Source organism: Tardiphaga sp. 37S4, from assembly GCF_021044645.1.
GTDB classification, from domain to species: Bacteria; Pseudomonadota; Alphaproteobacteria; order Rhizobiales; family Xanthobacteraceae; genus Tardiphaga; species Tardiphaga robiniae.
Map to the genome: position 1 here is coordinate 3,413,326 of NZ_CP088008.1, position 24,003 is coordinate 3,437,328.

At 62.2% G+C, this 24,003-nt stretch carries 25 protein-coding genes; 3 read left to right on the forward strand and 22 right to left on the reverse strand.

What is annotated here, in order from left to right; all coding sequences use genetic code 11:
* Nucleotides 1-53 precede the first annotated feature (53 nt).
* The 3 genes from LPB73_RS16325 to LPB73_RS16335 form a co-directional block, all read right to left on the reverse strand.
* Nucleotides 54-1,277 carry an ABC transporter substrate-binding protein gene (locus LPB73_RS16325; protein ID WP_231077546.1) on the reverse strand — a complete coding sequence of 408 codons (1,224 nt, stop codon included), beginning with the start codon at nucleotides 1,275-1,277 and terminating at the stop codon, nucleotides 54-56.
* Between the two features lie 151 nt (nucleotides 1,278-1,428).
* Complete coding sequence (locus LPB73_RS16330) at nucleotides 1,429-2,172, reverse strand: FadR/GntR family transcriptional regulator (protein WP_231077547.1); 744 nt, start codon at nucleotides 2,170-2,172, stop codon at nucleotides 1,429-1,431.
* Between the two features lie 73 nt (nucleotides 2,173-2,245).
* Nucleotides 2,246-3,094, reverse strand: coding sequence for an SDR family NAD(P)-dependent oxidoreductase (locus LPB73_RS16335; protein WP_231077548.1), 849 nt, complete (start codon nucleotides 3,092-3,094; stop codon nucleotides 2,246-2,248).
* A 119-nt stretch (nucleotides 3,095-3,213) separates the two neighbouring features.
* Here LPB73_RS16335 and LPB73_RS16340 point away from each other — a divergent pair, with 119 nt between their 5' ends.
* Nucleotides 3,214-3,702: an energy transducer TonB gene (locus LPB73_RS16340; protein ID WP_231077549.1), complete on the forward strand. Its 489-nt coding sequence runs from the start codon at nucleotides 3,214-3,216 to the stop codon at nucleotides 3,700-3,702.
* Nucleotides 3,703-3,843: 141 nt separating this feature from the next.
* Here LPB73_RS16340 and ilvC read toward each other — a convergent pair whose 3' ends face one another.
* From ilvC to miaA, 8 genes are all read right to left on the reverse strand, one after another.
* Nucleotides 3,844-4,863 carry a ketol-acid reductoisomerase gene (gene ilvC / locus LPB73_RS16345; RefSeq protein ID WP_089267877.1) on the reverse strand — a complete coding sequence of 340 codons (1,020 nt, stop codon included), beginning with the start codon at nucleotides 4,861-4,863 and terminating at the stop codon, nucleotides 3,844-3,846.
* A 154-nt stretch (nucleotides 4,864-5,017) separates the two neighbouring features.
* Nucleotides 5,018-5,620 carry a LysE family translocator gene (locus LPB73_RS16350; RefSeq protein WP_068738457.1) on the reverse strand — a complete coding sequence of 201 codons (603 nt, stop codon included), beginning with the start codon at nucleotides 5,618-5,620 and terminating at the stop codon, nucleotides 5,018-5,020.
* Nucleotides 5,621-5,624: 4 nt separating this feature from the next.
* Entirely contained in the window at nucleotides 5,625-6,497 is an 873-nt protein-coding gene (locus LPB73_RS16355; RefSeq protein ID WP_231077550.1) for an EamA family transporter, read from the reverse strand.
* Nucleotides 6,498-6,515: 18 nt separating this feature from the next.
* Nucleotides 6,516-7,058, reverse strand: coding sequence for an acetolactate synthase small subunit (gene ilvN, locus LPB73_RS16360; RefSeq protein WP_068738461.1), 543 nt, complete (start codon nucleotides 7,056-7,058; stop codon nucleotides 6,516-6,518).
* Nucleotides 7,059-7,221: 163 nt separating this feature from the next.
* Nucleotides 7,222-9,000 (reverse strand): acetolactate synthase 3 large subunit, encoded by a 1,779-nt coding sequence (locus LPB73_RS16365; RefSeq protein ID WP_231077551.1) that lies wholly within the window; start codon nucleotides 8,998-9,000, stop codon nucleotides 7,222-7,224.
* Between the two features lie 495 nt (nucleotides 9,001-9,495).
* Nucleotides 9,496-9,804 (reverse strand): HigA family addiction module antitoxin, encoded by a 309-nt coding sequence (locus LPB73_RS16370; protein WP_089267874.1) that lies wholly within the window; start codon nucleotides 9,802-9,804, stop codon nucleotides 9,496-9,498.
* Between the two features lie 8 nt (nucleotides 9,805-9,812).
* Nucleotides 9,813-10,109, reverse strand: a complete 297-nt coding sequence (locus LPB73_RS16375) for a type II toxin-antitoxin system RelE/ParE family toxin (protein ID WP_231077552.1) — start codon at nucleotides 10,107-10,109, stop codon at nucleotides 9,813-9,815.
* 40 nt (nucleotides 10,110-10,149) lie between these two features.
* Nucleotides 10,150-11,076, reverse strand: coding sequence for a tRNA (adenosine(37)-N6)-dimethylallyltransferase MiaA (miaA, locus tag LPB73_RS16380; protein ID WP_231077553.1), 927 nt, complete (start codon nucleotides 11,074-11,076; stop codon nucleotides 10,150-10,152).
* Nucleotides 11,077-11,079: 3 nt separating this feature from the next.
* On the opposite strand from miaA, the gene serB reads away from it, so the two are divergent.
* Entirely contained in the window at nucleotides 11,080-11,970 is an 891-nt protein-coding gene (serB, locus tag LPB73_RS16385) for a phosphoserine phosphatase SerB (RefSeq protein ID WP_231077554.1), read from the forward strand.
* A 1,029-nt stretch (nucleotides 11,971-12,999) separates the two neighbouring features.
* Here serB and LPB73_RS16390 read toward each other — a convergent pair.
* From LPB73_RS16390 to LPB73_RS16440, 11 genes are all read right to left on the reverse strand, one after another.
* Nucleotides 13,000-14,538, reverse strand: coding sequence for a Do family serine endopeptidase (locus LPB73_RS16390; protein WP_120289070.1), 1,539 nt, complete (start codon nucleotides 14,536-14,538; stop codon nucleotides 13,000-13,002).
* Between the two features lie 198 nt (nucleotides 14,539-14,736).
* Nucleotides 14,737-14,937 (reverse strand): DUF2065 domain-containing protein, encoded by a 201-nt coding sequence (locus LPB73_RS16395; RefSeq protein WP_068734021.1) that lies wholly within the window; start codon nucleotides 14,935-14,937, stop codon nucleotides 14,737-14,739.
* Nucleotides 14,938-15,105: 168 nt separating this feature from the next.
* On the reverse strand, nucleotides 15,106-15,999 hold the full coding sequence (gene hflC, locus LPB73_RS16400) for a protease modulator HflC (protein ID WP_089268264.1): 894 nt from the start codon (nucleotides 15,997-15,999) through the stop codon (nucleotides 15,106-15,108).
* Nucleotides 15,996-17,150 (reverse strand): FtsH protease activity modulator HflK, encoded by a 1,155-nt coding sequence (hflK, locus tag LPB73_RS16405; protein WP_089268263.1) that lies wholly within the window; start codon nucleotides 17,148-17,150, stop codon nucleotides 15,996-15,998. Before hflK ends, hflC begins: the two co-directional genes overlap by 4 nt.
* Nucleotides 17,151-17,303: 153 nt before the next feature.
* A complete protein-coding gene (locus LPB73_RS16410) occupies nucleotides 17,304-17,840 on the reverse strand; it encodes a dihydrofolate reductase (RefSeq protein ID WP_256461196.1) in 537 nt (178 codons plus the stop codon).
* Nucleotides 17,837-18,631: a thymidylate synthase gene (locus LPB73_RS16415; protein ID WP_231077555.1), complete on the reverse strand. Its 795-nt coding sequence runs from the start codon at nucleotides 18,629-18,631 to the stop codon at nucleotides 17,837-17,839. Before LPB73_RS16415 ends, LPB73_RS16410 begins: the two co-directional genes overlap by 4 nt.
* 166 nt (nucleotides 18,632-18,797) lie before the next feature.
* Nucleotides 18,798-19,781 (reverse strand): tripartite tricarboxylate transporter substrate-binding protein, encoded by a 984-nt coding sequence (locus LPB73_RS16420; protein ID WP_231077556.1) that lies wholly within the window; start codon nucleotides 19,779-19,781, stop codon nucleotides 18,798-18,800.
* A gap of 127 nt (nucleotides 19,782-19,908) precedes the next feature.
* The gene (locus LPB73_RS16425; RefSeq protein WP_170849787.1) at nucleotides 19,909-21,474 is read right to left on the reverse strand and encodes a tripartite tricarboxylate transporter permease; all 1,566 of its coding nucleotides are present in this window, start codon (nucleotides 21,472-21,474) and stop codon (nucleotides 19,909-19,911) included.
* Nucleotides 21,475-21,487: 13 nt separating this feature from the next.
* Nucleotides 21,488-21,988, reverse strand: coding sequence for a tripartite tricarboxylate transporter TctB family protein (locus tag LPB73_RS16430; protein ID WP_089268259.1), 501 nt, complete (start codon nucleotides 21,986-21,988; stop codon nucleotides 21,488-21,490).
* Between the two features lie 92 nt (nucleotides 21,989-22,080).
* Nucleotides 22,081-22,617: a chromate transporter gene (locus LPB73_RS16435; protein ID WP_120289067.1), complete on the reverse strand. Its 537-nt coding sequence runs from the start codon at nucleotides 22,615-22,617 to the stop codon at nucleotides 22,081-22,083.
* A complete protein-coding gene (locus LPB73_RS16440; RefSeq protein ID WP_231077557.1) occupies nucleotides 22,614-23,216 on the reverse strand; it encodes a chromate transporter in 603 nt (200 codons plus the stop codon). Before LPB73_RS16440 ends, LPB73_RS16435 begins: the two co-directional genes overlap by 4 nt.
* A gap of 256 nt (nucleotides 23,217-23,472) precedes the next feature.
* Here LPB73_RS16440 and LPB73_RS16445 point away from each other — a divergent pair, with 256 nt between their 5' ends.
* Complete coding sequence (locus LPB73_RS16445) at nucleotides 23,473-23,988, forward strand: SspB family protein (protein ID WP_089268256.1); 516 nt, start codon at nucleotides 23,473-23,475, stop codon at nucleotides 23,986-23,988.
* Nucleotides 23,989-24,003: the final 15 nt, after the last annotated feature.

The following is a 24,003-nucleotide window of genomic DNA, read 5'->3' on the forward strand; positions in this document are numbered from 1 at the left end:
TCGACGCAGGCGGTGCCGGTCCGAGCGCCGCCTGCCGTCGTCATCCCTCGCCTCTACCGCACTGCGGTTGGCGTCTCGCCCTTGATGATCTCGCCGAAGCGCTGCCAGCGCTCGCCCTTGAAGCTCATCATCTGGAACTGGTCGATGGGCGAGAAGTCGGTCGGGCTGGTGTTGACGGTCACGCCCGGCAGCAACCCGTCCAGCTGCACGTTCTTGAGGTTGGCGGCCTGCTTCATCAGGTTCTCATGGGTGAGATCGTCGCCGCACTGCTTCAGCGCCTCGACCATGGTCTGGGCGATGCTGTAGCCGGATAGCACGGTGCTCTCCATCGCCTTCCCTTCCGGAATATACTTCTCGACATAGGCGTAGAACTTCTGCATGCCCGGATCGTCCTTCCATTGCGGGTCGGTTGGATCCTTGGCGAAGGTTGCGGACAAAACGTCCTGCGCATTCTCGAAGCCTGCCGGACGGATCACGCTGCCCACCGACGAACTCGCATTCGGCACGATGTGCAGCGGCTTCCAGCCGAGCTCGGCGACTTTCTTGATCGACTGTGCGGCGAATTTTCCGACAGCAAAGGAGAACAGCGTATCGACGCCAGCGGCCTTCAGCTTGACGATCTGCGAGTCGATGGTCGGCTCGGAAACCTCGTAGCTCGCTTCAGCCACGATCCTTGACGCCGCCTTGTCGCCGAAACCTTCCTTCAGTCCCTTCAGATAGTCCTTGCCGAAATCGTCATTCTGATAGAGCACGCCGATCTTGGCATCCGGCTTCTCCTTCAGAAGATACTTCGCATAGGCCGCAGCTTCGGCGTGGTAGCTCGGCAGCCAGCCCATGGTCCATGGAAACTGCTTCGGATCGTTCCAGCGGGTGGCACCGGTCGCGAGAAACAGTTGCGGCGTCTTCTTGGCATTGACGTATTTCTGGATCGCGGCATTCGCGGCGGTGCCGACATTGCCGACGATCGCCATCACCTCGTCGCTCTCGACCAGCTTTCGGGTCTGCTCCACGGTCTTCGGCGGCGAATAGGCGTCGTCATAGGAGATGAAGACGATCTTGCGGCCGTTGATGCCGCCCTCATCATTGATCTTCTTGAAATAGGCGGCATAGGACTTGCCGAGAATGCCGTAAGCAGACGCCGGGCCGCTATAGGGCACGGTGTTGCCGATCTTGATTTCGGTATCGCTGGCGCCGGGGCCATACTTCTTCTGCGCCAGCGCCGGGCTTGCGACCATCGCAACGGCGACCGCCCAAGCGGCCATCGAAGTTGCAGTCATGGCAGTTGTCTTCATACGCATCATACGTCCTTCTTTTGCGTTTCCAGTGCGTGCGGTGGTGCCGCTACGGCCGTTGCCGTATTCGATCCGAGCCTTCCCGTTGGTCGGGATTGTCGAGCGGCTCGTCAGGTGCATGTGTTGTTCGTGAACCTCAGTCCTTGCGGTCGGTGTCGGAATGATCGAGGTCGGTCGCGGCGTGATCAGCCAGCGCCTCAATGTCGGCGGCAGCGATCTGCACATGGCGATGAACGAGCGCGGTGACAGCGATTTCGTCGCGCGCTTCGATGGCCGCGACGAAAGCGCGGTGATCGTCGAGCGAGCGCTGGCGTAGCGCCGCCGACTCGAAATAACGGCGACGCCCGCGCGTGCTCATCAGCATCAAAGGCGTAATCGTGCGCACGAGAATGCGGTTCTGGCTCGCGGCAGCCACGGCAAGATGAAACTCAACGTCTTCGTCGGCCATGTTGCGGCCGTTGGCGGCCAGCGCCGCATAGGTGTCCAGCAGTCCGTGCAGCTTTGAGAGATCGGCATCGGTGCGGCGCTGGCAAGCGAGCCGGAACGCCTGCTCCTCGCAGATGATCCGCGCCTCGATAGCATCGCGCGTCACCTGCGCATCGAACGTGACACCCAGATCGGCCTGCAGCACCAGTGCATCGAGGCCGCTGTCCTCCAGCGTGTTGCGCAGATAGATGCCGGATTTGGGCTTCCGCTCGGTGATGCGCATGGCATCGAGCACCGCCAGCGCCTCGCGAACCGAACTGCGCGTCACCCCGAACCGCTCAGACAGGTCCCGCTCGGACGGCAGCCGGTCGCCCTTCGACAGCCGGTGGTGCCGAACGAATTGGAGCGTTTTCCGAACGGCGTCGGACGTATCAGTGCTGACCGCAGCGAGCATGGGCTGACCCTACCAATCTGGTAGTACCAGTTAGCCAATTTTAGCCGCCCTGTCGAGGCGACAAATGGCCCCGCTATTTGGGCCGTAATCCCAACTGCTTCGCCATAATGCCGTCCAGCCAGCGCCGCGGCAGCCAACCGGCGATCCAAGTCTGAACCGGCTGCGGCGATGCCACCACGCGCACTTTCGGGTTGGGCCTGGTCAACGCCTGATGAACCAGCTCGCCGATCGTCTCCGGCGGCAGCCCGTTCTTCGCCAGCTTCATCAGCATCTCGCGCAGCTTCGTTAGCGCCGGCAGAAACGGCGACGCATCGAAGCGCGCCATATCGATGGCGTCGGCCTTGTCCCAGATCGGCGTGCGCACGGCCCCCGGCGCGATCACCAGCACGTCGATGCCGAACAGCATGAATTCGCTCCGCAGGCTCTCGGCCAATCCTTCCAGTGCGAATTTCGACGCGCTATAGGGCGACAGCAGTGGATTGCCGAACTGTCCGGACACCGAACTCATCATCACGATGCGCCCGGGCGTGCCCGTCATTGCCGGATCGGCGCCGAGCAGCGGCGCGAAGGCCTTGGTGACGATCACCGGCCCCATCACATTGATCTCGATCTGCTGGCGAAACTCGTCCACCGCCAGATCGAGCAGCGCGCCCGGCACCGCAACGCCGGCATTGTTGACGAGCCCTGCAAGCGTCTCGCCGTTCAGCGCGGCACGGACCTGCGCAGCGGCGGCCAACACAGCGGCCTCGTCGGTGACATCGAACAGCAGCGGGATGAAGTTCGCGCCGAACTCGGCTTGCAACCGCTCTGTATCAACCTGCCTACGGACACTGCCGAATACGCGAAAACCGCGCGCGAGTAGAAGCTTCGCCGTGGCGTGGCCGATGCCCGTGGAGACGCCGGTGATAACAATAGCATTCATGCGGTGACCTGCTCGACATGGTGCGAAGGTTGTCTCAGTACCCAGAAAATGGAAGAAAGTGGGCGCAATATGATATCACTCATCTATTGGCTTCCGTCATCCAATCTCAAGGGCTCGACATGCTTCCTGTTTTTGCCTCAACCCCGGCCAACCACACGAAGCAGAGCAAAGGACTCAATATGACCATGCGGCGAGCAATCGGCGTCGCCGTGTTGCTCGCCGCAATGGCAACGAGTGCGGAAGCGCAGATTGCACCGACAACTGGCCCCGAAGCCATGACCGCGAGTCCGGCCATGCGCGCATGGCGGCAGCACACAACCGCGCGGATCATGCGAACGGCAAAGCGGCTTGCCGAGGCGGGACTTCGCGGACGTGTGGTCGTCTGTCTTGCGGTGAACCGCAGTGGTCGGGTGGTCGAGGCTACCGTCTTAAGGAGTTCTGGAAACACCGAACTTGACGGTGCAGCTCTCGCCGTTGTGCGGATGGCCGGCCCATTCGCGCCACTGCCATCGATATACCCTAAAGCGGTTCTGGCGGTCGGCGTGCCGATAGCCTATTCGGGCCCGTCCTCCCATGGCGGCAGAGCCGCGCGCCTGCATGGCACGTGAACTCCCGGATAGCATGTGGCAAATACCTGGCGCGGACTTTGCGGGCTGGCCATTTCGGTGAGCTCATCACGCATTGTACATTTCAAAAGAAATGGGACCGCGTTGCCGCGGTCCCATCATAGCTGCGCCTAAGCGAAGCGCTTAGTTCTTGGTCTTGTCGACCAGCGCCTTTTCCTTGATCCACGGCATCATGTCGCGGAGCTTGGCGCCCACTTCCTCGATCGGATGCGCGTTGTTGCGCTGACGGGTCGCCTTGAACGAGGCCTGGTTGACCTTGTTTTCCAGCATCCAGTCGCGGGCGAACTTGCCGGACTGAATGTCGGTCAGCACGCGCTTCATCTCGGCCTTGGTTTCCGAGGTGACGATGCGCGGGCCGGTGACGTATTCGCCGTATTCCGCGGTGTTGGAGATCGAGTAGTTCATGTTGGCGATGCCGCCTTCATAGATCAGGTCGACGATCAGCTTCAGCTCGTGCAGGCACTCGAAGTAAGCCATTTCCGGCGCGTAGCCGGCTTCCACCAGCGTCTCGAAACCGGCGCGGATCAATTCGACGGTGCCGCCGCAGAGAACGGCCTGTTCGCCGAACAGATCGGTTTCGCACTCTTCCTTGAACGAGGTCTCGATGATGCCGGCGCGGCCGCCGCCCACTGCCGAAGCGTAGGACAGGCCGAGGTCATGGGCATTGCCCGAGACGTCCTTGTGAACCGCGATCAGGCAGGGCACGCCGCCGCCGCGCTGATATTCCGAACGCACGGTGTGGCCTGGGCCCTTCGGCGCGATCATCAGCACGTCGAGATCTTCGCGCGGGTCGAGCAGGTTGAAGTGCACGTTGAGACCGTGTGCGAAGACGAGCGCTGCGCCCTTCTTCATGTTGTCGTGCATGTGGTCGCGATAGATGTCGCCCTGCAATTCGTCGGGGGTGAGCATCATCATCAGGTCGGCCCACTTGGCAGCTTCGGCGACTTCCATCACCTTGAAGCCGGCGGCTTCCGCCTTCTTCGCGGTGGCCGAGCCCTTGCGCAGCGCAATGACCACGTCCTTGACGCCGGAGTCCTTGAGGTTCAGCGCATGGGCATGGCCCTGGCTGCCGTAGCCGACGATGCAGACCTTCTTGCCCTTGATCAGGTTCAGGTCGGCGTCGCGATCGTAATAAACTCGCATGGGTATTTCCTCTCTTCAGCAACTATATTTCAAAGCTGCCCGTTCGAACCGGTCTCAAGCCGAATGGCCGAAGACCATGAATTGCCGCCGGTTTCTAGGGCGACGGGTGCCGCGAGACAAGCCCGCGACGGTGATTTTACGCTGCGCGTCAGGCTCATAGCTCGACCAGCACCGGATACAGCGAGGCCAGCAGCAGCAGCCCCATGACGATATTGAACGCCCTGACCGCGCCAGGCGATTTTACCAGCGATTGCAGCGAGGTGCCGCACAGCACCCAGGTGACGCAGGACACGAACCCGAGCAGCAGCGACAGGGCGACCTGCAGCAGGATGTTCCAGGGATAGTTCGCAATCGCCGCATAGGCGGTGATGGTGCCGATCACCATCACCCAGCCCTTGACGTTGACCCATTGAAACAGCGCTGCGCCGAAAAACGTCATCGGCCGGCGCCGTTCGGCGTCACCGGGATTGGGCGGACCGGACATCCCGATCGCAAAGGCGAGATAAACGAGATACGCGGCGCCGGCATATTTCAGGATGGTGTGCAGCACCGGATAGGAGGTGAAGACCGCCCCCAATCCGAGGCCCGTGACGGCGACCATGAAGGCGAAACCGACGGTGACGCCGAAGACATGCGGCAGCGTGCGACGAAAGCCAAAATTCAGCCCCGACGCGAGCAGCATGATGTTGTTCGGACCGGGCGTGAAGAACATCACGATGGCGAACACGATAAAGGCGAACAAGAGTTGTTGCGACATGACCTCAGACCACCTCGACAAGAGTGGGTGGGCGCTTCGACAGCAACATCACGGCAATGCCGCAGACGACGATGATCATACCGGCGAGCCGCAGTGATCCAAACTGTTCGCCGAACGTGACGCTCGACGCCGCCGCCCCGATAAAGGGCACCAGCAGCGCGAACGGCACGACCTGCGCCGCGGAATAATCACGCAGCAACCGGCCCCAGATCCAGTAACCCAGCGTGGTGCCGACCACCGCGAGAAACAGCACACAGGCGAACGCCTTCAACGAGGCATGCGTGAGCGATTGCCACGTCGTGCTTGCGCCATCGCCGCTGAACAGCACCACCAGCAACGGCAGCAGCGCCACGAGACTGATCCACGCGAACAGGTCGAGCATCGGCACGCCCTGCGCGCGGCGCAGCAGCAGATTGGAAAAGGCAAAGCTCACCGGCGCCGTCATCAGCACCGTGAAGGGGAACACGCTGAAGTCATAGCCGACCGTGAAACAGATCATCAGCAGCCCGCCCATGGCGATGGCGATACCCGCGACCTGCTGCCGGGTCGGCAATTCGCGCAGGAACAGCGCTGCAGCCCCCACCGTGAACAGCGCCTGGCTCTGCACGATCACCGAGGTCAACCCCGCCGGCACGCCATGCGCCATGCCATAGGTCTGCGCCAGGAATTGCGCCACCAGCAGCCAGCTTGTCGCGACGATCAGCAGCCATGACAGTTTCGGCTTCGGCAGGAACAGGCACGGCAGCGCCGTGATGCCGAAGCGCAGCGTGGTGAGCAGTGTCGACGACATCTCGTCGACCGCCATCCGGGTCAGCACGAAGCCGACGCCCCAGATCACGGCCACTGCAACGGCCAACGCGATGTCGAGAGGTTTCATGACTGCGATGCGCGGAGGCTACATCCCCTCCGGTCCGCGGCTGATGGCGGCAACGCCGGTGCGCGAGATCTCGACGAGGCCAAGCGGCCGCATCAGGTCGATGAACTGGTTGATCTTGCCGGTATTGCCGGTGATCTCGAACACAAAGCTCTCGATGGTCGCATCGATCACACGGGCGCGGAACGCTTCGGCGAGGCGCAGCGCCTCGACGCGATGCTCGCCGGTGCCGCGCAGCTTCACCATCGCAAGCTCACGCTCGATGGAGCGGCCGGTCAGCGTCATGTCGACCACGCGATGCACCGGGATCATGCGATCGAGCTGATGCTTGATCTGCGTGATCACCATCGGCGTGCCCGTGGTAACGATGGTGATGCGCGAGACATGCTTGTGGCTCTCGGTCTCGGACACCGTGAGACTTTCGATGTTGTAGCCGCGGCCGGAGAAAAGACCGATGACGCGCGCGAGCACGCCGGGCTCATTGGCGACGAGCACCGTCAGCGTATGCGTCTCGTTGGGATCGTGACGCTCTTCCATGAAATAGGCGGAGGCAGGCTGTTCCATTGTCATTCCCTGTCGAAGTCTCGTTTGGCTTTCGCCACGATGTTACATCCCTCATGGTGAGGAGCGCGGCTTCGCGCGTCTCGAACCATGAGCTTGGACACTCATCCTTCGAGACGCCGCACAAGAGTGCGGCTCCTCAGGATGAGGGCCTGTGTTATCTGCATCACACCAGCGCCTTGCCGCCGGCGAAGGCTGCCGCGGTGGCTTCATCATTCGCTTCCAGCGGCAGCAGCATTTCGTTATGCGCCTTGCCGGACGGGATCATCGGGAAGCAGTTCTCCAGTGCGGCAACGCGGCAGTCGAACAGCACCGGCTTCTTCACCTTGATCATTTCCTGCAGTGCGCCGTCGAGATCGCCGGGCTTGCTGCACTGGAATCCAACTCCGCCATAGGCCTCGGCAAGCTTGACGAAATCGGGCAGCGCTTCCGAATAGGAATGGGACAGCCGGTTGCCATGCAGCAGCTGCTGCCACTGGCGCACCATGCCCATATACTGGTTGTTGAGGATGAAGATCTTGATCGGCAATTCGTGCTGAACCGCCGCCGACATTTCCTGCATCGTCATCTGCACCGAGGCATCGCCGCCGATATCGATGACCAGCGAGTCCGGATGCGCGACCTGCACGCCGAGCGCCGCCGGCAGGCCGTAGCCCATGGTGCCCAAACCGCCGGACGTCATCCAGCGATGCGGCTCCTCAAAGCCGAAGAACTGCGCCGCCCACATCTGATGCTGGCCGACTTCCGTGGTGATGTAGGTGTCGTGGCCGCGCGTCGCCTCGAATAACCGCTGGATCGCGAATTGCGGCAGGATCACATCGTTATTCGTCTTATAGGCCAGCGAATTGCGCGCGCGCCAGGTGGCGATGGTCTTCCACCAGTCCTTGGTGTCGGGCTTCTTCGCCTCGGATTTGAACACCTGCAGGATATCGCCCAGCACATTGCCGCAATCGCCGATGATCGGCACGTCGACGCGGATGTTCTTGTTGATCGACGACGGATCGATGTCGATATGGATCTTCTTCGAGTTCGGCGAGAACGCATCGGTGCGGCCGGTGATGCGGTCGTCGAAGCGCGCGCCGACGCACAGCATGACGTCGCAGTCATGCATTGCCATGTTGGCTTCATAAGTGCCGTGCATGCCCAGCATGCCCAGCCAGTTCGGGCCGGATGCCGGATAGGCGCCGAGGCCCATCAGCGTCGAGGTGATCGGGAAACCGGTGACTTCGACCAGCTCGCGCAGCAGCTTCGAGGCCGCGAGACCCGAATTGATCACGCCGCCGCCGGAATAGATGATCGGCTTCTTGGCACCCGCCAGCAGCGACACCGCCTTGCGGATCGCATTGGCATCACCCTTTACGCGCGGCGAATAGGAGATATGGACGTCCGACTTGCGCGGCGGATGATAGGTGCCGGTGGCGAACTGCACATCCTTCGGCACGTCGACGACGACCGGGCCAGGACGGCCGGTGGTCGCAACATAGAAGGCTTCATGCAGCACCTTGGCGAGATCGTTGACGTCGCGGACCAGCCAGTTGTGCTTGGTGCAGGGCCGCGTAATGCCGACGGTGTCGCATTCCTGGAACGCGTCGTTACCAATGAGATGCGTCGGGACCTGTCCGGTGATGCAGACCAGCGGGATCGAATCCATCAGCGCGTCGGCCAGCGGCGTCACCATGTTGGTGGCGCCCGGACCGGACGTCACCAGCACGACGCCCGGCAGTCCGGTGGAGCGCGCATAGCCTTCGGCGGCATGGCCGGCGCCCTGCTCGTGGCGGACCAGAATGTGCTCGACCTCGGACTGCTGATAGATCTCGTCATAGATCGGCAGCACCGCACCGCCGGGATAGCCGAAGATGTGCTTGACGCCATGATCAGCAAGCGCGCGCACGATCATCGCTGCGCCGGTCATCTGATTGGGATCGTGAGGCTTGCTGTCGCTCATGGTTCGCTCCGGATGCGCTCTGCGGCGCGGCTTGGTCTGGATGGTCGCTAGGTTCGGAAAGCTTGAAGTTCAGACAATAAAAAAGGGCCCGTTCAGGACCCTGTGCACACCGCTCGGTTCGTGGGTAGCCGTCAGCTACCCCCGGCGGTGCGCCAGGGTACCACGATAATAAGGAGATTTGTAACTTTGTTGCGCACAGGATCGGTCCGACTTTTCATAACTTGCGCGGAACATAGCCAGCAAACGGGGGATGTCAAGGGAAGTTGCTGTGATCGCGCTGATTTTGGAGCCTAGCCGGGTCTTTGGCATTCGGCGAGCGGAAAAAACGGGCGGGCAGATATGCGTGCCGACGTACGGGTCACCCGCCCTCCATCGTCATGCCCGGCGAATGCCGGGTATCCACGCCTTTGGCCGCAAGCGAAGACGTGAATGGCCGGGACATCTAGCGAGCTCGCTTCGTGCTGCCCGGCCATGACGGCGTGTTGGTTTGCAGGCCTAAGCCGCCTTCACCAGAGGCGTCGCACGTTCGATCCGCGCTAGTTCCTGCGGCGAGTTCATCGCCTCCCACAAATCGCCGCGGCGCTGCACGTTCAGCCAGAAGTCCGGGCTGTTGCCGAAGACGCGCGCGAGAATGAGCGCGGTCGCCGCGGTCACGTTACGGCGATCGTTGCACAACTCGTTCACATGCTTGCGCTGGACACCCATCGCCTTTGCCAATGTCCCTTGTGTCAGGCCAAGCGGCTGCATGAATTCCTCGACCAGGATTTCACCGACAGTGGCCGGCTTGCGTTTGGTCATCAGCATGAGTCACCTCATCGATAGCTGTGATCGTCGAGATAAAGATCCGACGCTTCGCCGCGGCTGCTATCCCAGCGGAAGATCAGCCGCCATTGGTTGTTGACGCGGATCGAGTGCGAGCCGCCAAGTTTGCCGCGCAGCTTTTCGAAATGATTGCTCGGCGGTACGCGCAGATCCTGATCGGTGGTCGCATCGTCGATCATCTGAAGCTTGCGAAACAGTCGGCTTTCAAGGTCTGCCGGAATGTTGCGAGAATGGACGTCGTCCACGAAGAAGGCCCGCAACCAATCATCGCGAAACCCGACGATCATTCAGATGCCTCCCAGATGAGCCACTGTACCACCCTATGGGTCAACTGACAAGAGCTCTGGCCAAGCTCGTCCCCGCCTCCTCCACCGTCACCCACGCGAACTCCGGCAGTTGATGCCGAAACCACGTGAACTGCCGCTTGGCGTAGTGCCGCGTATCGGCGCGGCCGATCTCCGCGGCCTCCTCGCGCGAGATCTCGCCGCGGATATGCCGGATCAGCGCCGGCACGCCATGAGCCTTCATCGCCGGCAGCAGCGGGTCTAGACCGCGCGCAGCCAGTGCCGCGACTTCGTCCAGCGCTCCCTCGTCCAGCATTCGCCCGAACCGCGCATCGATCCGCGCATAGAGCTCGTCGCGGTCTGGCGCCAGAAACAGCGCGGTGACGCCCTCCGGCGGCAGCAGCGGCGGCAGGCCCTCGCTGTGCCAGTCGGTCAGCGAACGTCCCGTCGCCTCCACGACTTCCAGCGCGCGGGCGATGCGCGTGCGGTCGCGCAGATTGAGCCGCGCGGCGGAGACCGGATCAACCAAAGCGAGCTGCGCATGCAGCGCCTCCGGCCCATCCCTTTCCAGACGCGCGCGGACATCGTCGCGCACCTCGGCGGCGACGGGCGGTACGGCCGAGAGCCCGCGCGTCAGCGCCTTGAAGTATAGTCCGGAGCCGCCGATGAAGATCGGCAGTTTGCCTTGCGTCCGGACCTCGGCAAGCACCCGCGCCGCCTCCTCGACCCAGGCGCCGGCGGAGAAATTCACCGCGGCATCGACGGAGCCATAGAGCCGGTGCGACGCCTGCGCTTCTTCCTCGACCGTCGGCCGCGCCGTCAGCACGCGCAGGTCGCGATAGACCTGCATGCTGTCGGTATTGATGACCACGCCGTTCTGCGCGCGCGCCACGGCCAGCGCCAGCGCCGACTTGCCGCTGGCGGTCGGCCCTGCGATAAGCAGCGCTCTGTTGTCCGGACTGGAACTCACGTCATGTCTCTCGTCGCGACCCTGATCTGCAATCCCGCCAATCCCGCTCTCGATAGCACGGTGGTCGACGGTCTGCGCGCACTTCTGCCGGGCGACACCGAGACGCACTGGCTGAGCGACGGTGTCGCCGCAGATATCATGTTTGCCAGCGACCACAACATGCTCGCGCTCGGCGACCGCCTCCGTGCTGCCCGCGGCGACATGCCGATCGACGTTGTCGTGCAGCCTGTCAGCGACCGGCGCAAGAAGCTTTTTCTCGCCGACATGGATTCCACCATGATCGGCCAGGAATGTATCGACGAGCTCGCTGACTTCGCCGGCCTCAAGGCCCATGTGGCTGCGATCACCGAGCGCGCCATGCGCGGCGAGATCGAATTCGAACCGGCGCTGCGCGAGCGTGTCGCGCTGCTCAAGGATCTCAAGGTCGGCGTCGTCGACCAAGTGCTGGCCGAGCGCATCACGCTGACGCCGGGCGGCCGCGAGCTGGTGCAGACCATGCGCGCCAATGGCGCCTATACCTGCCTCGTCTCCGGCGGCTTCACGCTGTTCACAGCCAAGGTCGCCGAACTCGTTGGCTTCCAGGAAAACCGCGCCAACGTGTTGCATGTCGCGGATGGCAAGCTGACCGGCACGGTGGCCGAGCCGATCCTCGGCAAGGCCGCGAAACTCGCCACACTCGTGGAGCTGCGCGAGTCCTTCGATCTCGACAATCTCGACACCATGGCCGTCGGCGACGGCGCCAACGATCTCGCGATGATCCAGGATGCCGGCCTCGGCGTTGCGTATCACGCCAAGCCTGCGGTGGCAGCTGCCGCAGCAGCGCGGATCGATCACGGCGATCTCACGGCGCTGCTCTATGCACAGGGCTACAAACGCAGCGAGTTTGTGAGCTGAACAGTACTCGTCATTCCGGGGCGCATGAAAGCGGCGCAGCCGCGTAGTGCGAACCTCAGCCACTCCAATTGGAGTGGCGGGGAATCTCGACATGTTCAGCGCAAACATGTCGGGATTCCGGGTTCGCCTGCGCGAAGGCGCGCAGCCGCCCCGGAATGACAGCGTGGGCGGCAAGACCGCGCCAAACATTTTTTCCTATCTCCCGTTGACAATATCCCTTCCTTGATTATATTCCCCATCGTCCTGCCCACCGAGAGGGGCGATCGTGATCGTCACGTTCGCGGGGCAGGATGCGGTGGACGCCGGAGATGCGGCGTCACGCGGTTTGGGGGGGACGTCTGTCTTCGGGCAGGACGGATCTGCGCCAGCACTGCCACTGGCAAGGAGACGGCCGGCGTTGGGATGGAAAGACTCCCTGGACAGTGTGACGGACGACCAAGTCAAAACGCGTTCGGCCAAGTGCTTTGCGGCTACCCTGTCCCTCCGCCCTGGGACATTAATTTTGGTGATGGGACCGTTCGCCATGGCAGATGTGCAGGCAACCGAAAAAACACCGTATGCGGAACGCCGGGCACTTGCTCGGCGCCTCCGAAAGTCCTGATGCACACTCAATTGCGGAAGACCGCATCGCATCAGGCCCAAGGGTGCAACGGGCACCCGGCGTTCCGCACGCCCTCTCGCAAGAGGGCGGGAATGCAAACTACGACGGCGCCCCCGCGCCGCAAACAATGGGGGCGATGACGCATGTCCGAAGAGCAGTGGCTGTTTGACATTCACATCTGCGATGGCGCGGTGGCGCCAGAAGTATCCCTCCCCCCGCGCGAAGCGAAGCTTCGCTAGGTGGGGCGGGTCGGCCGAACGAGGCGATGCGCAGCATCGACGAAGTGGAGGCCGGGGTGGGGGTGCCACGAGCGACGCCCTCACGTGGGGCGCCCCACCCGTCACGTTTGTTCGCTTCGCTCTCAAACGCGCCACCCTCCCCGCTGCGCGCGGCTTCGCCGCGCTTGAGGGAGGGAGAAGAAAGCGCCCCTACTGCACGCTCAGCGCAACGAAGCGCAGCTCGCCTTCGGCATTCGACACCAGCAGCAGCACCGACTTCTTGCCGTCCTTCTTCAAGGCATCGACGCGCTTCTTGACGTCGGCAGCATTGGTGACCGCTTCCTGCGCGACCTCGACGATGACGTCGCCGGCGGCCAGGCGCTTCTCGGCGGCGTCGGAGCCGGCATCGACGCCGGTCACGATGACGCCCTTCACGCTGTCCTTGATCTTGTACTTGGTGCGCAGATCCTTGCTGAGGCCGGTGAGGTCGAGGCCCAGCGCCTTCTGCGTCGCCGGCTTCTCGGCTTCCGGCGTGGCCTTGATCGAGGCCTGCACCGGCTTGTCATCCTCGAGACGGCCGAGGGTGACCTGCTTGGTCTCTTCCTTGCCCTTGCGAATGATCAGCACATTGACCGCCTTGCCGACGGCGGTGCCGGCAACGATGCGCGACAGGTCCTTCGGCTCCTTGACGTCACGACCGTCGAACTTGATCACCACATCGCCGGGCTCGAGGCCGGCAGGCTTGGCCGGGCCCTTGTCGTCGACGCCGGCGATCAGTGCGCCGCGCGCCGGCTTGATGTTCAGGCTCTCGGCAATCTCGTCCGTCACCGGCTGGATGCGCACGCCGAGCCAGCCGCGGCGGACTTCCTTGTATTCGCGCAGCTGCTCGATGACGCCGACCACGGTCTTCGACGGCACGGCGAAGCCGAGGCCGATGGAGCCGCCGGTGGGCGAGATGATCAGCGTATTCACGCCGACCACTTCGCCCTCGAGGTTGAACAGCGGACCGCCCGAATTGCCGCGATTGATCGAGGCGTCGGTCTGGATGTAGCTGTCATAGGGGCTGTTGTTGCTGATCTCGCGGTTACGCGCCGAGACGATGCCCGCAGTGACGCTGCCACCGAGCGAAAACGGATTGCCGATGGCGATCACCCACTCGCCAAGCCGCAGCTTTTCACTGTCGCCGAACTTCACGGCAACCACCGGCTTCACCGGTGTGAACTTCAGCACCGCCAGATCGGTCTTCTTGTCGACGCCGACCAGCTCCGCCTTGATCTTGGTGCCGTCATTCATGATGACGGTGATCTCGTCGGCACCATCGATGACATGGTTGTTCGTGACCACGACGCCCGAGGTGTCGATGATGAAACCGGAGCCCAGCGAATTGGTCTTGCGCGGCTGCAGGCCGCCATTCTTGTCGCCGCCGGGGCGCCCGCCGCGGTTCTTGAAGAAGTCATCGAAGAACTCCTCGAACGGCGAGCCTGGCGGCAGTTGCGGCATCGCCCCGCGGCCACCGCCCTCCCCCTTGTCGCTGTTCTTCGCCTCGACGGTCGAGGTGGTCGAGATATTGACCACGGAATCGATCACCTTCTCGGCAACGTCGGCGATGCCATCCGGTCCGCGGGCCGAGGCCGGTGCGGAAAATGTGGCGACCGCGGCGCCAAAACAAAGCGCCGTCAGCAGCGGACGCAGGCCACTATACGATGCGCGGCGCGAAACGGAGCTCAGAGAGGGATGAGCGATGGACATGTCGGAAACGTCTCCAAAAGAGAGTCGGCAAATTTGGTTGAGAGTGCGCCCGAACGGCGACATCGCGCAAGCCTTCGCGCGGGCCATCCGACTGGCCCATCTGGGACGTGGATTGCGGCGGAATGCGGACGTAAACGTGCACGATCGCGTTGATCCGGAAGAGCTTTTTCGGACGCCCGGAGAGATTATGAGCCGCCGCTAGCGCCGGATCGCCCAGATCAGGATCAGGCCGCCGACGGCCGAGACCAGACCGGCAATGCGCAGGATGTTGTCAGGGCTTTGCAGCGCGCTCTTCATCGCGCGGCGCATCCATCCGGGAAATGCCAGGAACAGGATGCCTTCGAATACGAACAGGATTCCGATGCCGATGAGGAAGTCGGCAAACGCTATGGACCTCATCTGACGTCAACTCCCGAACCTTCGCACCCTGGCCACAGTTTCTTGGCAGTTTTCTTGGCGCTTTTCTGAAAACAAATGAGGCGCGCCACGATGGCGCGCCTCATCCTTTAGATCAGAGTGGCAGCGAACGCAAAACAGGTATCCGCGTAAGCTTAACCAGTGACGCCGTTACTGCGGCTTTGCCGCGGGGGGCTTTCCCGACGGATTGGCGAAGAAGCGGAAGAACTCCGAATCCGGCCGCAGCAGGAAGCGGGTGTCGTTGCTCTTCAATCCGTTCTCGTAAGCCGTCATCGAGCGGTAGAACGCGAAGAACTCCGGATCCTGGCCGTAGGATTCGGCAAACAGACGGTTGCGCTCGCCGTCGCCCGCACCGCGGGTTTGTTCAGCCGTCGAGTTCGCATCAGCGATGATGACCGTTGCTTCACGATCGGCCTTGGAGCGAATCTCCTGCGCCTTCTGGCCACCGCCGGCGCGGAATTCAGCAGCTTCCCGCTGACGCTCGGTCTGCATCCGCTGATACACCGCCTGGCTGTTCGCCTCCGGCAGATCGGCGCGGCGGATACGAACGTCCACGACGGAGATGCCGTAACCGTCGGCTTCCTTGTCGAGTTGCTCGCGGATCTTGTTCATCAGGTTCTCACGCTCGTCGCGCACGATCTGGATGAAGGTGACCTCGCCGAGCACACGGCGCATGGCCGCGTTGAGCAGCGTGGTGAGCTGGATGTTGGCCGCCTGGATCGAGCCGATGCTCTGGTAGAAGCGCAGGGCATTCTTGATCTTGTAGCGAGCGAAGGCATCGACCACCAGACGACGCTGGTCATTGGCGATGATTTCCTGAGCCGGGTTTTCCAGATCGAGGATACGCTTGTCGATCGAGATCACGCTGTCGATGAACGGGATCTTGAAGTTCAGACCGGGCTCGGTGACCACGCGGACGGGCTCGCCGAGTCGCACCACGAGGGCCTGTTCAGTCTGGCGCACCGTATAGATCGAGCCGAAGCCCACGATGACCAGCACCAGCACTACAATTAGTGCAACGATACCTGAGATACCGGTTTTCATCGGGTGCTCCCGCTCTGCTGAGGCTGACCAGATGGCGCCGGAGGCTGACGCCGCGGCGTCAGTTCATTCAAGGGAAGGTAAGGCACGACGCCTTGCGAAGCACCGGCGCCCTGGCCGCCGTCATAGACCAGCTTCTCGGCACCGCCGAAGATCCGCTCCATGGTTTCGAGATAGATACGCTGACGGGTTACGTCAGGCGCCTTTTTGTACTCGTCGTAGACCTTCAGGAAGCGCGCGCTCTGGCCCTTGGCTTCGGCGATCGCCTGTTCGCGATAGCCTTCGGCGACCTGCAGGATCTGCGCAGCGCGACCGCGCGCATCGGGAACGACGCGGTTGGTGTAGGTCTGGGCTTCGTTCTGCAAACGCTGGGCGTCGGCCTGTGCCGCCTGCACGTCACGGAATGCGTCGATCACCTGTGCCGGCGGATCGACCTTCTGCAGCTGGACCTGCTGGATCAGGACGCCGGCGCTATAGCCGTCGAGCGTCTTCTGCATCAGTTCCTGCACCTGGGTTTCGGTGGTGGTGCGTGCGCCGGTGAGGATCGGCTGAATGTTGGCGCGGCCAACCACTTCACGCATCACGCTTTCGGCGACCGCTTTCACGGTGCCTTCGGGGTTCTGGATGTTGAACAGGAAGTTGCCGACACCGTCGGGCTTGATGCGCCACAACACGGTGAAGTCGACATCGACGATGTTCTCGTCGCCGGTCAGCATCAGGCTCTCTTCCGGCACATCGCGAATGGTGCGGCCACGGCGACCGGTGTCTTCCAGGATCGACATGCCGACCGACAGCGTCGATACGCGTAGCGCCTTCGGCAAAAGCACGGTCTCGATCGGATAAGGCAGATGATAGTTCAGGCCGGGCTGCACGGTGCGGACATGCTTGCCGAAGCGCAGCACGACACCGAGCTCTTCGGACTGCACGCGGAAGAAACCGGACAGACCCCAGATCACGAGCGCCACGGCGAGCACGAGCGCGATGCCCATGCCGCTGACGAAGCCGCCGGGCAGCATCGACTGCAGACGGTCCTGCCCCTTGCGCAGCAGATCCTCAAGATCAGGCGGCCTCGGTCCGGACGATTGCGGACCAGAACCCCAGGGTCCCTTCGGACCAGAGCCCCATGGGCCTCCGCCTTGATTCTTCCACGGCATTCAACACTCTCCTCTGCGCGGCCGGACATACCGGTCTCGCCACGTCTGCATGGCTTTATAGGGGACGACCCCAGCTCTTACAACGCGGGGTTCTTGATCGTTGGAGCTATGCCCGAGGCCGCAAAAGTCAATGTTAACGGGCGGAAAACGCGGTTAACGAGCCGCTCTCCGGCAATATGTCACATAGGAGAAATCGACGCTGTCCTCGCCCGCCGCCGCATTCCTGACGCGCGCAACTTCTTCCCACACAGTGAGATCGACCGGCGGCATAAAGGTATCGCCGGTCGGCTGCGCGTGAACTTCGGTCACTTCGAGACGGTCGGCGATCCCCATCCATTGGGCATAGATCTCGGCGCCGCCGATCACGGCAATCTCAGTGACCAAACGCCGCAGCGCATCGCCAGTCGCCACCGCGCGCGCATCGGCAAGCGACGTGGTGACGACGGCTCCCGCGGCCTGATAGTCGGCATTGCGCGTGATGACGATATTGGTGCGGCCCGGCAGCGGTCGCTTCGGAAACGACTCGAACGTCTTGCGCCCCATCACGATCGGCTTGCCGATGGTCAGCGCCTTGAGCCGCTGCATGTCCGACTTCAGCCGCCATGGCATGGCGTTGCCCTGCCCGATCACGCCGTTCTCGGCTACGGCGTAGATGAGGACGATCTGAGGAACGGGTGTCGCTGCGGTCAAACCGCGACCTCGGCCTTGATGTGCGGATGCGGGTCGTAACCTTCGAGGGTGAAGTCCTCGTAGCGGAACGCGAAGATGTCCCTCACGTCCGGATTGATCTTCATCACCGGCAGCGTACGCGTCGGCCGCGTCAACTGCAGCCGCGCCTGCTCCAGATGGTTGGAATAGAGATGCGCATCGCCGAGCGTATGGATGAAGTCACCAGCCTTGAGACCCGTGACCTGCGCGATCATCATCGTCAGCAGTGCGTAGGACGCGATGTTGAACGGCACGCCCAAGAAAACATCTGCCGAGCGCTGATAGAGCTGGCAGGACAGCTTGCCGTTGGCGACGTAGAACTGGAACAAGCAATGGCACGGCGGCAGCGCCATCTTGTCGATCTCGGCGGGATTCCATGCCGTCACGATCAGCCGGCGCGAGTCCGGATTGCGCTTGATCATGTCGACCACATTGGCGATCTGGTCGATGCTGCGTCCGTCCGCCGTAGGCCACGAGCGCCACTGCGATCCATAGACCGGACCGAGATCACCATTGGCGTCTGCCCATTCATCCCAGATCGAGACGCCGTGGTCCTTGAGATATTTGATATTGGTATCGCCTGCCAAAAACCACAGCAGCTCGTGGATGATCGCCTTGAGCGACAGCTTCTTGGTGGTCAGGACGGGGAAGCCATCACTGAGCTTGAAGCGCATCTGATGGCCGAACACCGACAGCGTGCCTGTGCCGGTGCGGTCGTGCTTCTCGGCACCGTCGCTCAGGATTCGCTCTAGCAGGTCGTGATACTGGTTCATGGTCGATCTTGCGGGCTTGTGAGCGGGCGAACTTATCGCCTCGTCCGGTGGTCGGACACGCCGATTCCCGGATTATACCCGAAAAAGTGTGTCCCTGCCCCGCAAACGGCAAGGGCTGGATCCCTGGGGATCCAGCCCTTGAAATCAACCGGTTAGCCGGTTCCGATCACATCGCGGGCTTCAATACCGCCGACCACTTCTCGACTTCGCTCTTCACCAGCGAACCGAGCGCAGCCTGGGTGCGGGCTTCCGGCTTCGGAATGTCCGAACCGAGATCGAGCAGACGCTTCTTGACGTTTTCGTCGTCGAGCGCCTTGGCGGCCGCGGCGTTCAGCTTGGCAGTGATCGCGGCAGGCGTGCCCTTGGGCGCGAAGATCGCGTTCCAGGCCGAGGCCTGATACTTCGGCAGCCCGGCTTCGGTGGTGGTCGGGACGTCCGGCAGCGACGGGTTACGATCGGGCGTCGCGATGGCATAGGCCTTGATGGTGCCGCCCTTGATCTGCGGAACCGCGTTGACGATCTGGTCGCACATATAATCGACCTGACCACCGACCAGCGCGTTCATCGCCGGACCGGTGCCATTGAACGGCACGCCGGTCGGCTTGATATCCAGAACCGAGCTCAGCAATTCGCAGGACGAATACGACACAGAACCGACGCCGGCATGGGCCATGTTCAACTTGTCGCTGTTGGCCTTCACATAGGTGACGAATTCCTTGAGATCCTTCGGCGCGAAATCCTTCCTCGCCAGGATCAGAATTGGCGTGCCGGCCAGCAGCGCGACAGGCTCGAAATCCTTCTCGGGGTGATAAGCGAGCTTCGGATACAGCGGCACCGCCGCAGCATGGGTGCCCATGTGGCCGGTGATGATCGTGTAGCCGTCATTGGCCGCGCGCGCTGCACGCGTCGCGCCGGTCGTGCCGCCAGCGCCGACGACGTTCTCGATGATGATCTGCTGGCCGAGCGTCTTCGACATGTCCGCGGCGACGATGCGCGCGATGACGTCGGTGGGGCCACCGGCCGCGAACGGCACGATCATGGTGATGTTGCGCGTCGGGTATTCCTGCGCCTGAACAGTGGTTGCCAGTGCGCCGAAGCCGGCGACGGCCGCCAGGCCACTGATCGCAACTCTGCGATTGAACAGTTTCATTTGGTTTCCTCCGAAAATGTTTTTGCCGCGAAAATAACGACAGTCGCGGGACTGAATACAAGCAAAGGCCCGAAGTCTATTCGACTTCGGGCCGTGGCGTAACGACGCAGATGCGTGGATAGATTCGTCAGCTCTCGGATTCGACGAAGACTTCGTCGCGCTTCTTTCGCAGTGCGGGAAGCACAGCGAGGATCAGCAGGAACGCCGAGATTGCCATCAGGGTGGCCGACAACGGACGGGTGAAAAACACCGTCGCATCGCCGCGCGAGATCAGCAGTGCACGACGCAGGTTCTCTTCCATCAGCGGACCAAGCACCATGCCGAGCAGCAGCGGCGCCGGTTCGAAGTCATGCTTGATCAGCCAGTAGCCGAGCAAACCGAACACGCCTGCGAGCACCACATCCATCGGTGCGTTGTTCACCGAATAGATGCCGATGCTGCAGAACACCACGATTGACGGGAACATCAGGCGATACGGCACACGAAGCAGCCGAACCCAGATGCCGACCATCGGCAGGTTGATGACGAGCAGCATCAGGTTGCCGATCCACATCGAGGCGATCATGCCCCAGACGAGTTCCGGCTGCTTCTGCATCACCTGCGGACCCGGCACGATGCCGTGGATGGTCATCGCGCCGACCATCAGCGCCATCACGGCGTTCGGCGGAATGCCGAGGGTGAGCAGCGGGATGAACGAGGTTTGCGCTGCAGCGTTGTTGGCGCTTTCCGGCGCTGCAACGCCTTCGATCGCTCCACGACCGAAACGCTTCGGATCCTTCGACAGCTTCTTCTCAAGCGTATAGGCCGCGAAGGATGCGATGACCGCGCCGCCGCCCGGCAGAATGCCGAGAATGGAGCCGAGCACGGTGCCGCGCAGAATTGCAGGCGCAGAGTCCTTCAAATCCTTCTTGGTCGGCATCAGGCCCGTGACCTTCTGCTGCACGAGCTGGCGATCTTCCTCGCCGCCCGCATCCAGGTTGCGGATGATTTCCGCAAAGCCGAACAGACCCATGGCGACCGTAGCAAAACCCAGGCCGTCAGCGAGTTCAGGGATGTTGAACGACATGCGCGACGCGCCGGTTTCGATGTCGGAACCAACCATGGACAGCAGCAGACCGAACACGATCATCGCGATCGCCTTCAGAACCGAGCCCTTGGCGAGCACCACGGCAAAGATCAGGCCGAGCACCATCAGCGAGAAGTATTCTGCAGGACCGAACGCAAGCGCGAGCTTGGTGAGCGGCGCGCCGAGCACAGCGATAAGGACCGTCGCAACGCAACCCGCAAAGAACGAGCCGATTGCTGCAATCGCGAGCGCCGGACCGGCACGGCCCTGCTTCGCCATCTGGAAGCCGTCGAGCGCAGTTACGACCGAACCTGCTTCACCCGGAATATTGACCAGGATCGACGTGGTCGAACCGCCATATTGCGCACCGTAATAGATGCCGGCGAGCATGATCAGCGCGCCGACCGGCGGCAGACCGAACGTGATCGGCAGCAACATCGCCACGGTGGCAATGGTACCGATGCCCGGCAGAACGCCGACCAGCGTACCGACCAGCGCACCGATCAGACAGAGAAGAATATTGATCGGAAGCGGGATCGACATTCCGCCGAGGAACGCCGGCGTCCACTGCACGAACTGGAAGACGGTGCTGAAGCCAAGACCGAGATTCGAAAAAAGATCACCCATGACGCCCTCGTTCTTAGCGGATCAGAAATGTCGGCCACATCTGCAACGGCAGACCAAGCGCATACGGGAACAGCAAGGCGCAGAAGCCCGTGAGGCAGGCGCCAACGATGATCGTTTCTTTCCAACGCGTCTCGGGCGTGCCGAGCGCAGCAATCAGAAAACTCGACATCGCCGCGAAGATCATGCCCATCGGACGAATGCCGACCGCGAAAACCAGAATGGCCAGCGCCACAAAAAACGGACCGCGCCAGTGGAACTTGGAGAGCCCGGGGCCTTCTGTGAAAATGCCGACAACGGTTACGGCTGCACCAAGACCCAGCAGCAGAATGCCGAACATCCGCGGCGCGGTACCTGCTCCGAACGAGAAGCCATGCATGCCCTGCAGATCGCTGGATGCCCACAGAGCAAATGCAGCAATCGCCACCAAAGCAAGGCCGCCGATAAAGTCTTGAGGGCCTTTGACCCAGCTCGGTAAGATGGATTTCTCCGGCGCATGGCTCGGCGCATCACTCATTGGTACGTTCCCCTGTCACGAGCATTTAGCCCAAACAACATCGTTCGGAGACCGCCCAACGGCTCCGTGGTCAAGCTTGCTAGCGATTTTCGTCAGAGAACGCCAGCGAAACCAAGAAGGCCCCCGGCAACTAACAACCATAGCGGGTTAAGCCGCGTGGCAAACGCCAAAACGGCGGCGCTCCCCGTTACCAGAAACGCCGTCCAGGTGGTGTCAGAAGCGAACAGCAGAACCAACCCGCTCGCGCTCATGAGACCTATCGATAAGGGGACCAGCGCGGCCTGTACGATTCCCGGCCATTGCGCGTGGCCCGACCGCGCAAGCAATTGGCTGACAAAATAAGCAAACACGGCCGTCGGCCCGCACATGGCCAGTGTTGCAACCATCGCACCGAGGATGCCGGCGACCTGATAGCCGATCAGCGTCACAATGAGAACGTTCGGCCCCGGCGACAGCTGCGAGATCGCAAACACATCCGCGAACTGCTTGTCGGACATCCAGTGGTTGACATCGACCGCGAGCCGATGAATTTCGGGAATGGCCGAATTGGCGCCGCCCACGGCAAAAAGCGACATCAGCCCGAACGACCAGGCCAGCGTGACAAGCGATCCGGGAGTGGCGTCGTTCATGCTGCCGCCCGCCGTCGCATCAACATGGTCAGGCCGATACTGACGGGAATCGATACCAGAAGAACCGTCGGCAATGGCCATCGCATCACGCCAACGGCGACGAAAACGGCGATCAGGAGCGCCAAGCTGACCGGCTCACGCTTCTTCAGAAGAGGCAGCATCATTCGGAAAATTACCGCGAACAGCAGTCCAACGGCAGCGCATGAGACGCCGGCCAGTGTGCGCCGCAGCGCTTCGATATCCCCAAAGCGTGCATACAGGATCGCCAGAATGGTCACGATGACCACGGGCGGCCCCAGCAATCCCGCAAAGGCTGCAATGGCGCCAGGCACACCGCGAAACCGCGCCCCGAACACCACCGACAGATTGACGATATTCGGCCCCGGCAAGAAATGGCAAAGTGCGAAAGTCTCGTTGAATTCCTCGGGCGTCATCCAGCCGTGCTGCTCGACGATCGCCCGGCGCGCCCAAACCAGAACGCCACCGAAACCGGCCAGGGACATCTTTGCAAAGGCAAGGAATAGCGTCAGCAGTCCCGGCGGCGATGCCGACGCGAGTTCCGCAATGGGGGCGTCAGCCTGACGTGAACTTGGGCGCATGGTCCAGAACTAGGGCCATCCGCCCATCGGGCCAATCGATTTTTGCCTGTTTCCACGCCAATCGGCGGTTGAAATGACCGCCCGGCTGTATCGCGTCCAATTTGCGTCATATATAGAGGGCGCCAGCTTTTCCGGCTGCTGACCTCGGGTCAAGACCGGGATAGAATAGATAGAACAGTATGTGACGCGAGTCGGCCTCCGGCCTCGCCCTCACTCCATATATGGCCATGACCAAGACAAGCGACGGGACCGACCGATGGCAACCGATCATATTCGATACGATGTGCTGGCGCGCGACGCCCTTCGTGGCGTTCTGCGGCGCGTGCTGATCGACGCTGCCGAGCATGGCCTGCCGGGCGAGCACCACTTCTTTATCACCTTCGTTTCAACGGCCGACGGCGTCAAACTGTCGCCGCGCCTGCTGGCCCAGTATCCAGAGGAAATGACGGTGATCCTGCAGCATCAGTTCTGGGATCTCGTGGTCACCGAAGATCGCTTCGAGGTCGGCCTGTCCTTTAACGGCATCCCCGAGCGCCTCGTCGTGCCGTTCAACGCCATCAAGAGTTTCTACGATCCCTCGGTGCAGTTCGGCCTGCAGTTCGAAACCGAAACCGCTGTAGAGACCCCGGCTGCCGGTGCGTCGTCCGCAGCCACTGCGGCATCTGCTCTCGCCGCCCCTCCGGCTCCGCCCGCGCCTGCTTCAGAGGAAGAACCGCCAAAATCGGGCGAAGGTGCAGAAGTCGTCCGTTTAGACCGCTTCCGGAAAAAATAATCGCAAGACGTTGTA

Coding starts and splice junctions, on each gene's coding strand:
- LPB73_RS16325 (WP_231077546.1), bottom strand. CDS start 1,277: ATGACTGCAACTTCGATGGCCGCTTGGGCGGTCGCCGTTGCGATGGTC.
- LPB73_RS16330 (WP_231077547.1), bottom strand. CDS start 2,172: ATGCTCGCTGCGGTCAGCACTGATACGTCCGACGCCGTTCGGAAAACG.
- LPB73_RS16335 (WP_231077548.1), bottom strand. CDS start 3,094: ATGAATGCTATTGTTATCACCGGCGTCTCCACGGGCATCGGCCACGCC.
- LPB73_RS16340 (WP_231077549.1), top strand. CDS start 3,214: ATGCTTCCTGTTTTTGCCTCAACCCCGGCCAACCACACGAAGCAGAGC.
- ilvC (WP_089267877.1), bottom strand. CDS start 4,863: ATGCGAGTTTATTACGATCGCGACGCCGACCTGAACCTGATCAAGGGC.
- LPB73_RS16350 (WP_068738457.1), bottom strand. CDS start 5,620: ATGTCGCAACAACTCTTGTTCGCCTTTATCGTGTTCGCCATCGTGATG.
- LPB73_RS16355 (WP_231077550.1), bottom strand. CDS start 6,497: ATGAAACCTCTCGACATCGCGTTGGCCGTTGCAGTGGCCGTGATCTGG.
- ilvN (WP_068738461.1), bottom strand. CDS start 7,058: ATGGAACAGCCTGCCTCCGCCTATTTCATGGAAGAGCGTCACGATCCC.
- LPB73_RS16365 (WP_231077551.1), bottom strand. CDS start 9,000: ATGAGCGACAGCAAGCCTCACGATCCCAATCAGATGACCGGCGCAGCG.
- LPB73_RS16370 (WP_089267874.1), bottom strand. CDS start 9,804: ATGCTGATGACCAAACGCAAGCCGGCCACTGTCGGTGAAATCCTGGTC.
- LPB73_RS16375 (WP_231077552.1), bottom strand. CDS start 10,109: ATGATCGTCGGGTTTCGCGATGATTGGTTGCGGGCCTTCTTCGTGGAC.
- serB (WP_231077554.1), top strand. CDS start 11,080: ATGTCTCTCGTCGCGACCCTGATCTGCAATCCCGCCAATCCCGCTCTC.
- LPB73_RS16390 (WP_120289070.1), bottom strand. CDS start 14,538: ATGTCCATCGCTCATCCCTCTCTGAGCTCCGTTTCGCGCCGCGCATCG.
- LPB73_RS16395 (WP_068734021.1), bottom strand. CDS start 14,937: ATGAGGTCCATAGCGTTTGCCGACTTCCTCATCGGCATCGGAATCCTG.
- hflC (WP_089268264.1), bottom strand. CDS start 15,999: ATGAAAACCGGTATCTCAGGTATCGTTGCACTAATTGTAGTGCTGGTG.
- hflK (WP_089268263.1), bottom strand. CDS start 17,150: ATGCCGTGGAAGAATCAAGGCGGAGGCCCATGGGGCTCTGGTCCGAAG.
- LPB73_RS16415 (WP_231077555.1), bottom strand. CDS start 18,631: ATGAACCAGTATCACGACCTGCTAGAGCGAATCCTGAGCGACGGTGCC.
- LPB73_RS16420 (WP_231077556.1), bottom strand. CDS start 19,781: ATGAAACTGTTCAATCGCAGAGTTGCGATCAGTGGCCTGGCGGCCGTC.
- LPB73_RS16425 (WP_170849787.1), bottom strand. CDS start 21,474: ATGGGTGATCTTTTTTCGAATCTCGGTCTTGGCTTCAGCACCGTCTTC.
- LPB73_RS16430 (WP_089268259.1), bottom strand. CDS start 21,988: ATGAGTGATGCGCCGAGCCATGCGCCGGAGAAATCCATCTTACCGAGC.
- LPB73_RS16435 (WP_120289067.1), bottom strand. CDS start 22,617: ATGAACGACGCCACTCCCGGATCGCTTGTCACGCTGGCCTGGTCGTTC.
- LPB73_RS16440 (WP_231077557.1), bottom strand. CDS start 23,216: ATGCGCCCAAGTTCACGTCAGGCTGACGCCCCCATTGCGGAACTCGCG.
- LPB73_RS16445 (WP_089268256.1), top strand. CDS start 23,473: ATGGCAACCGATCATATTCGATACGATGTGCTGGCGCGCGACGCCCTT.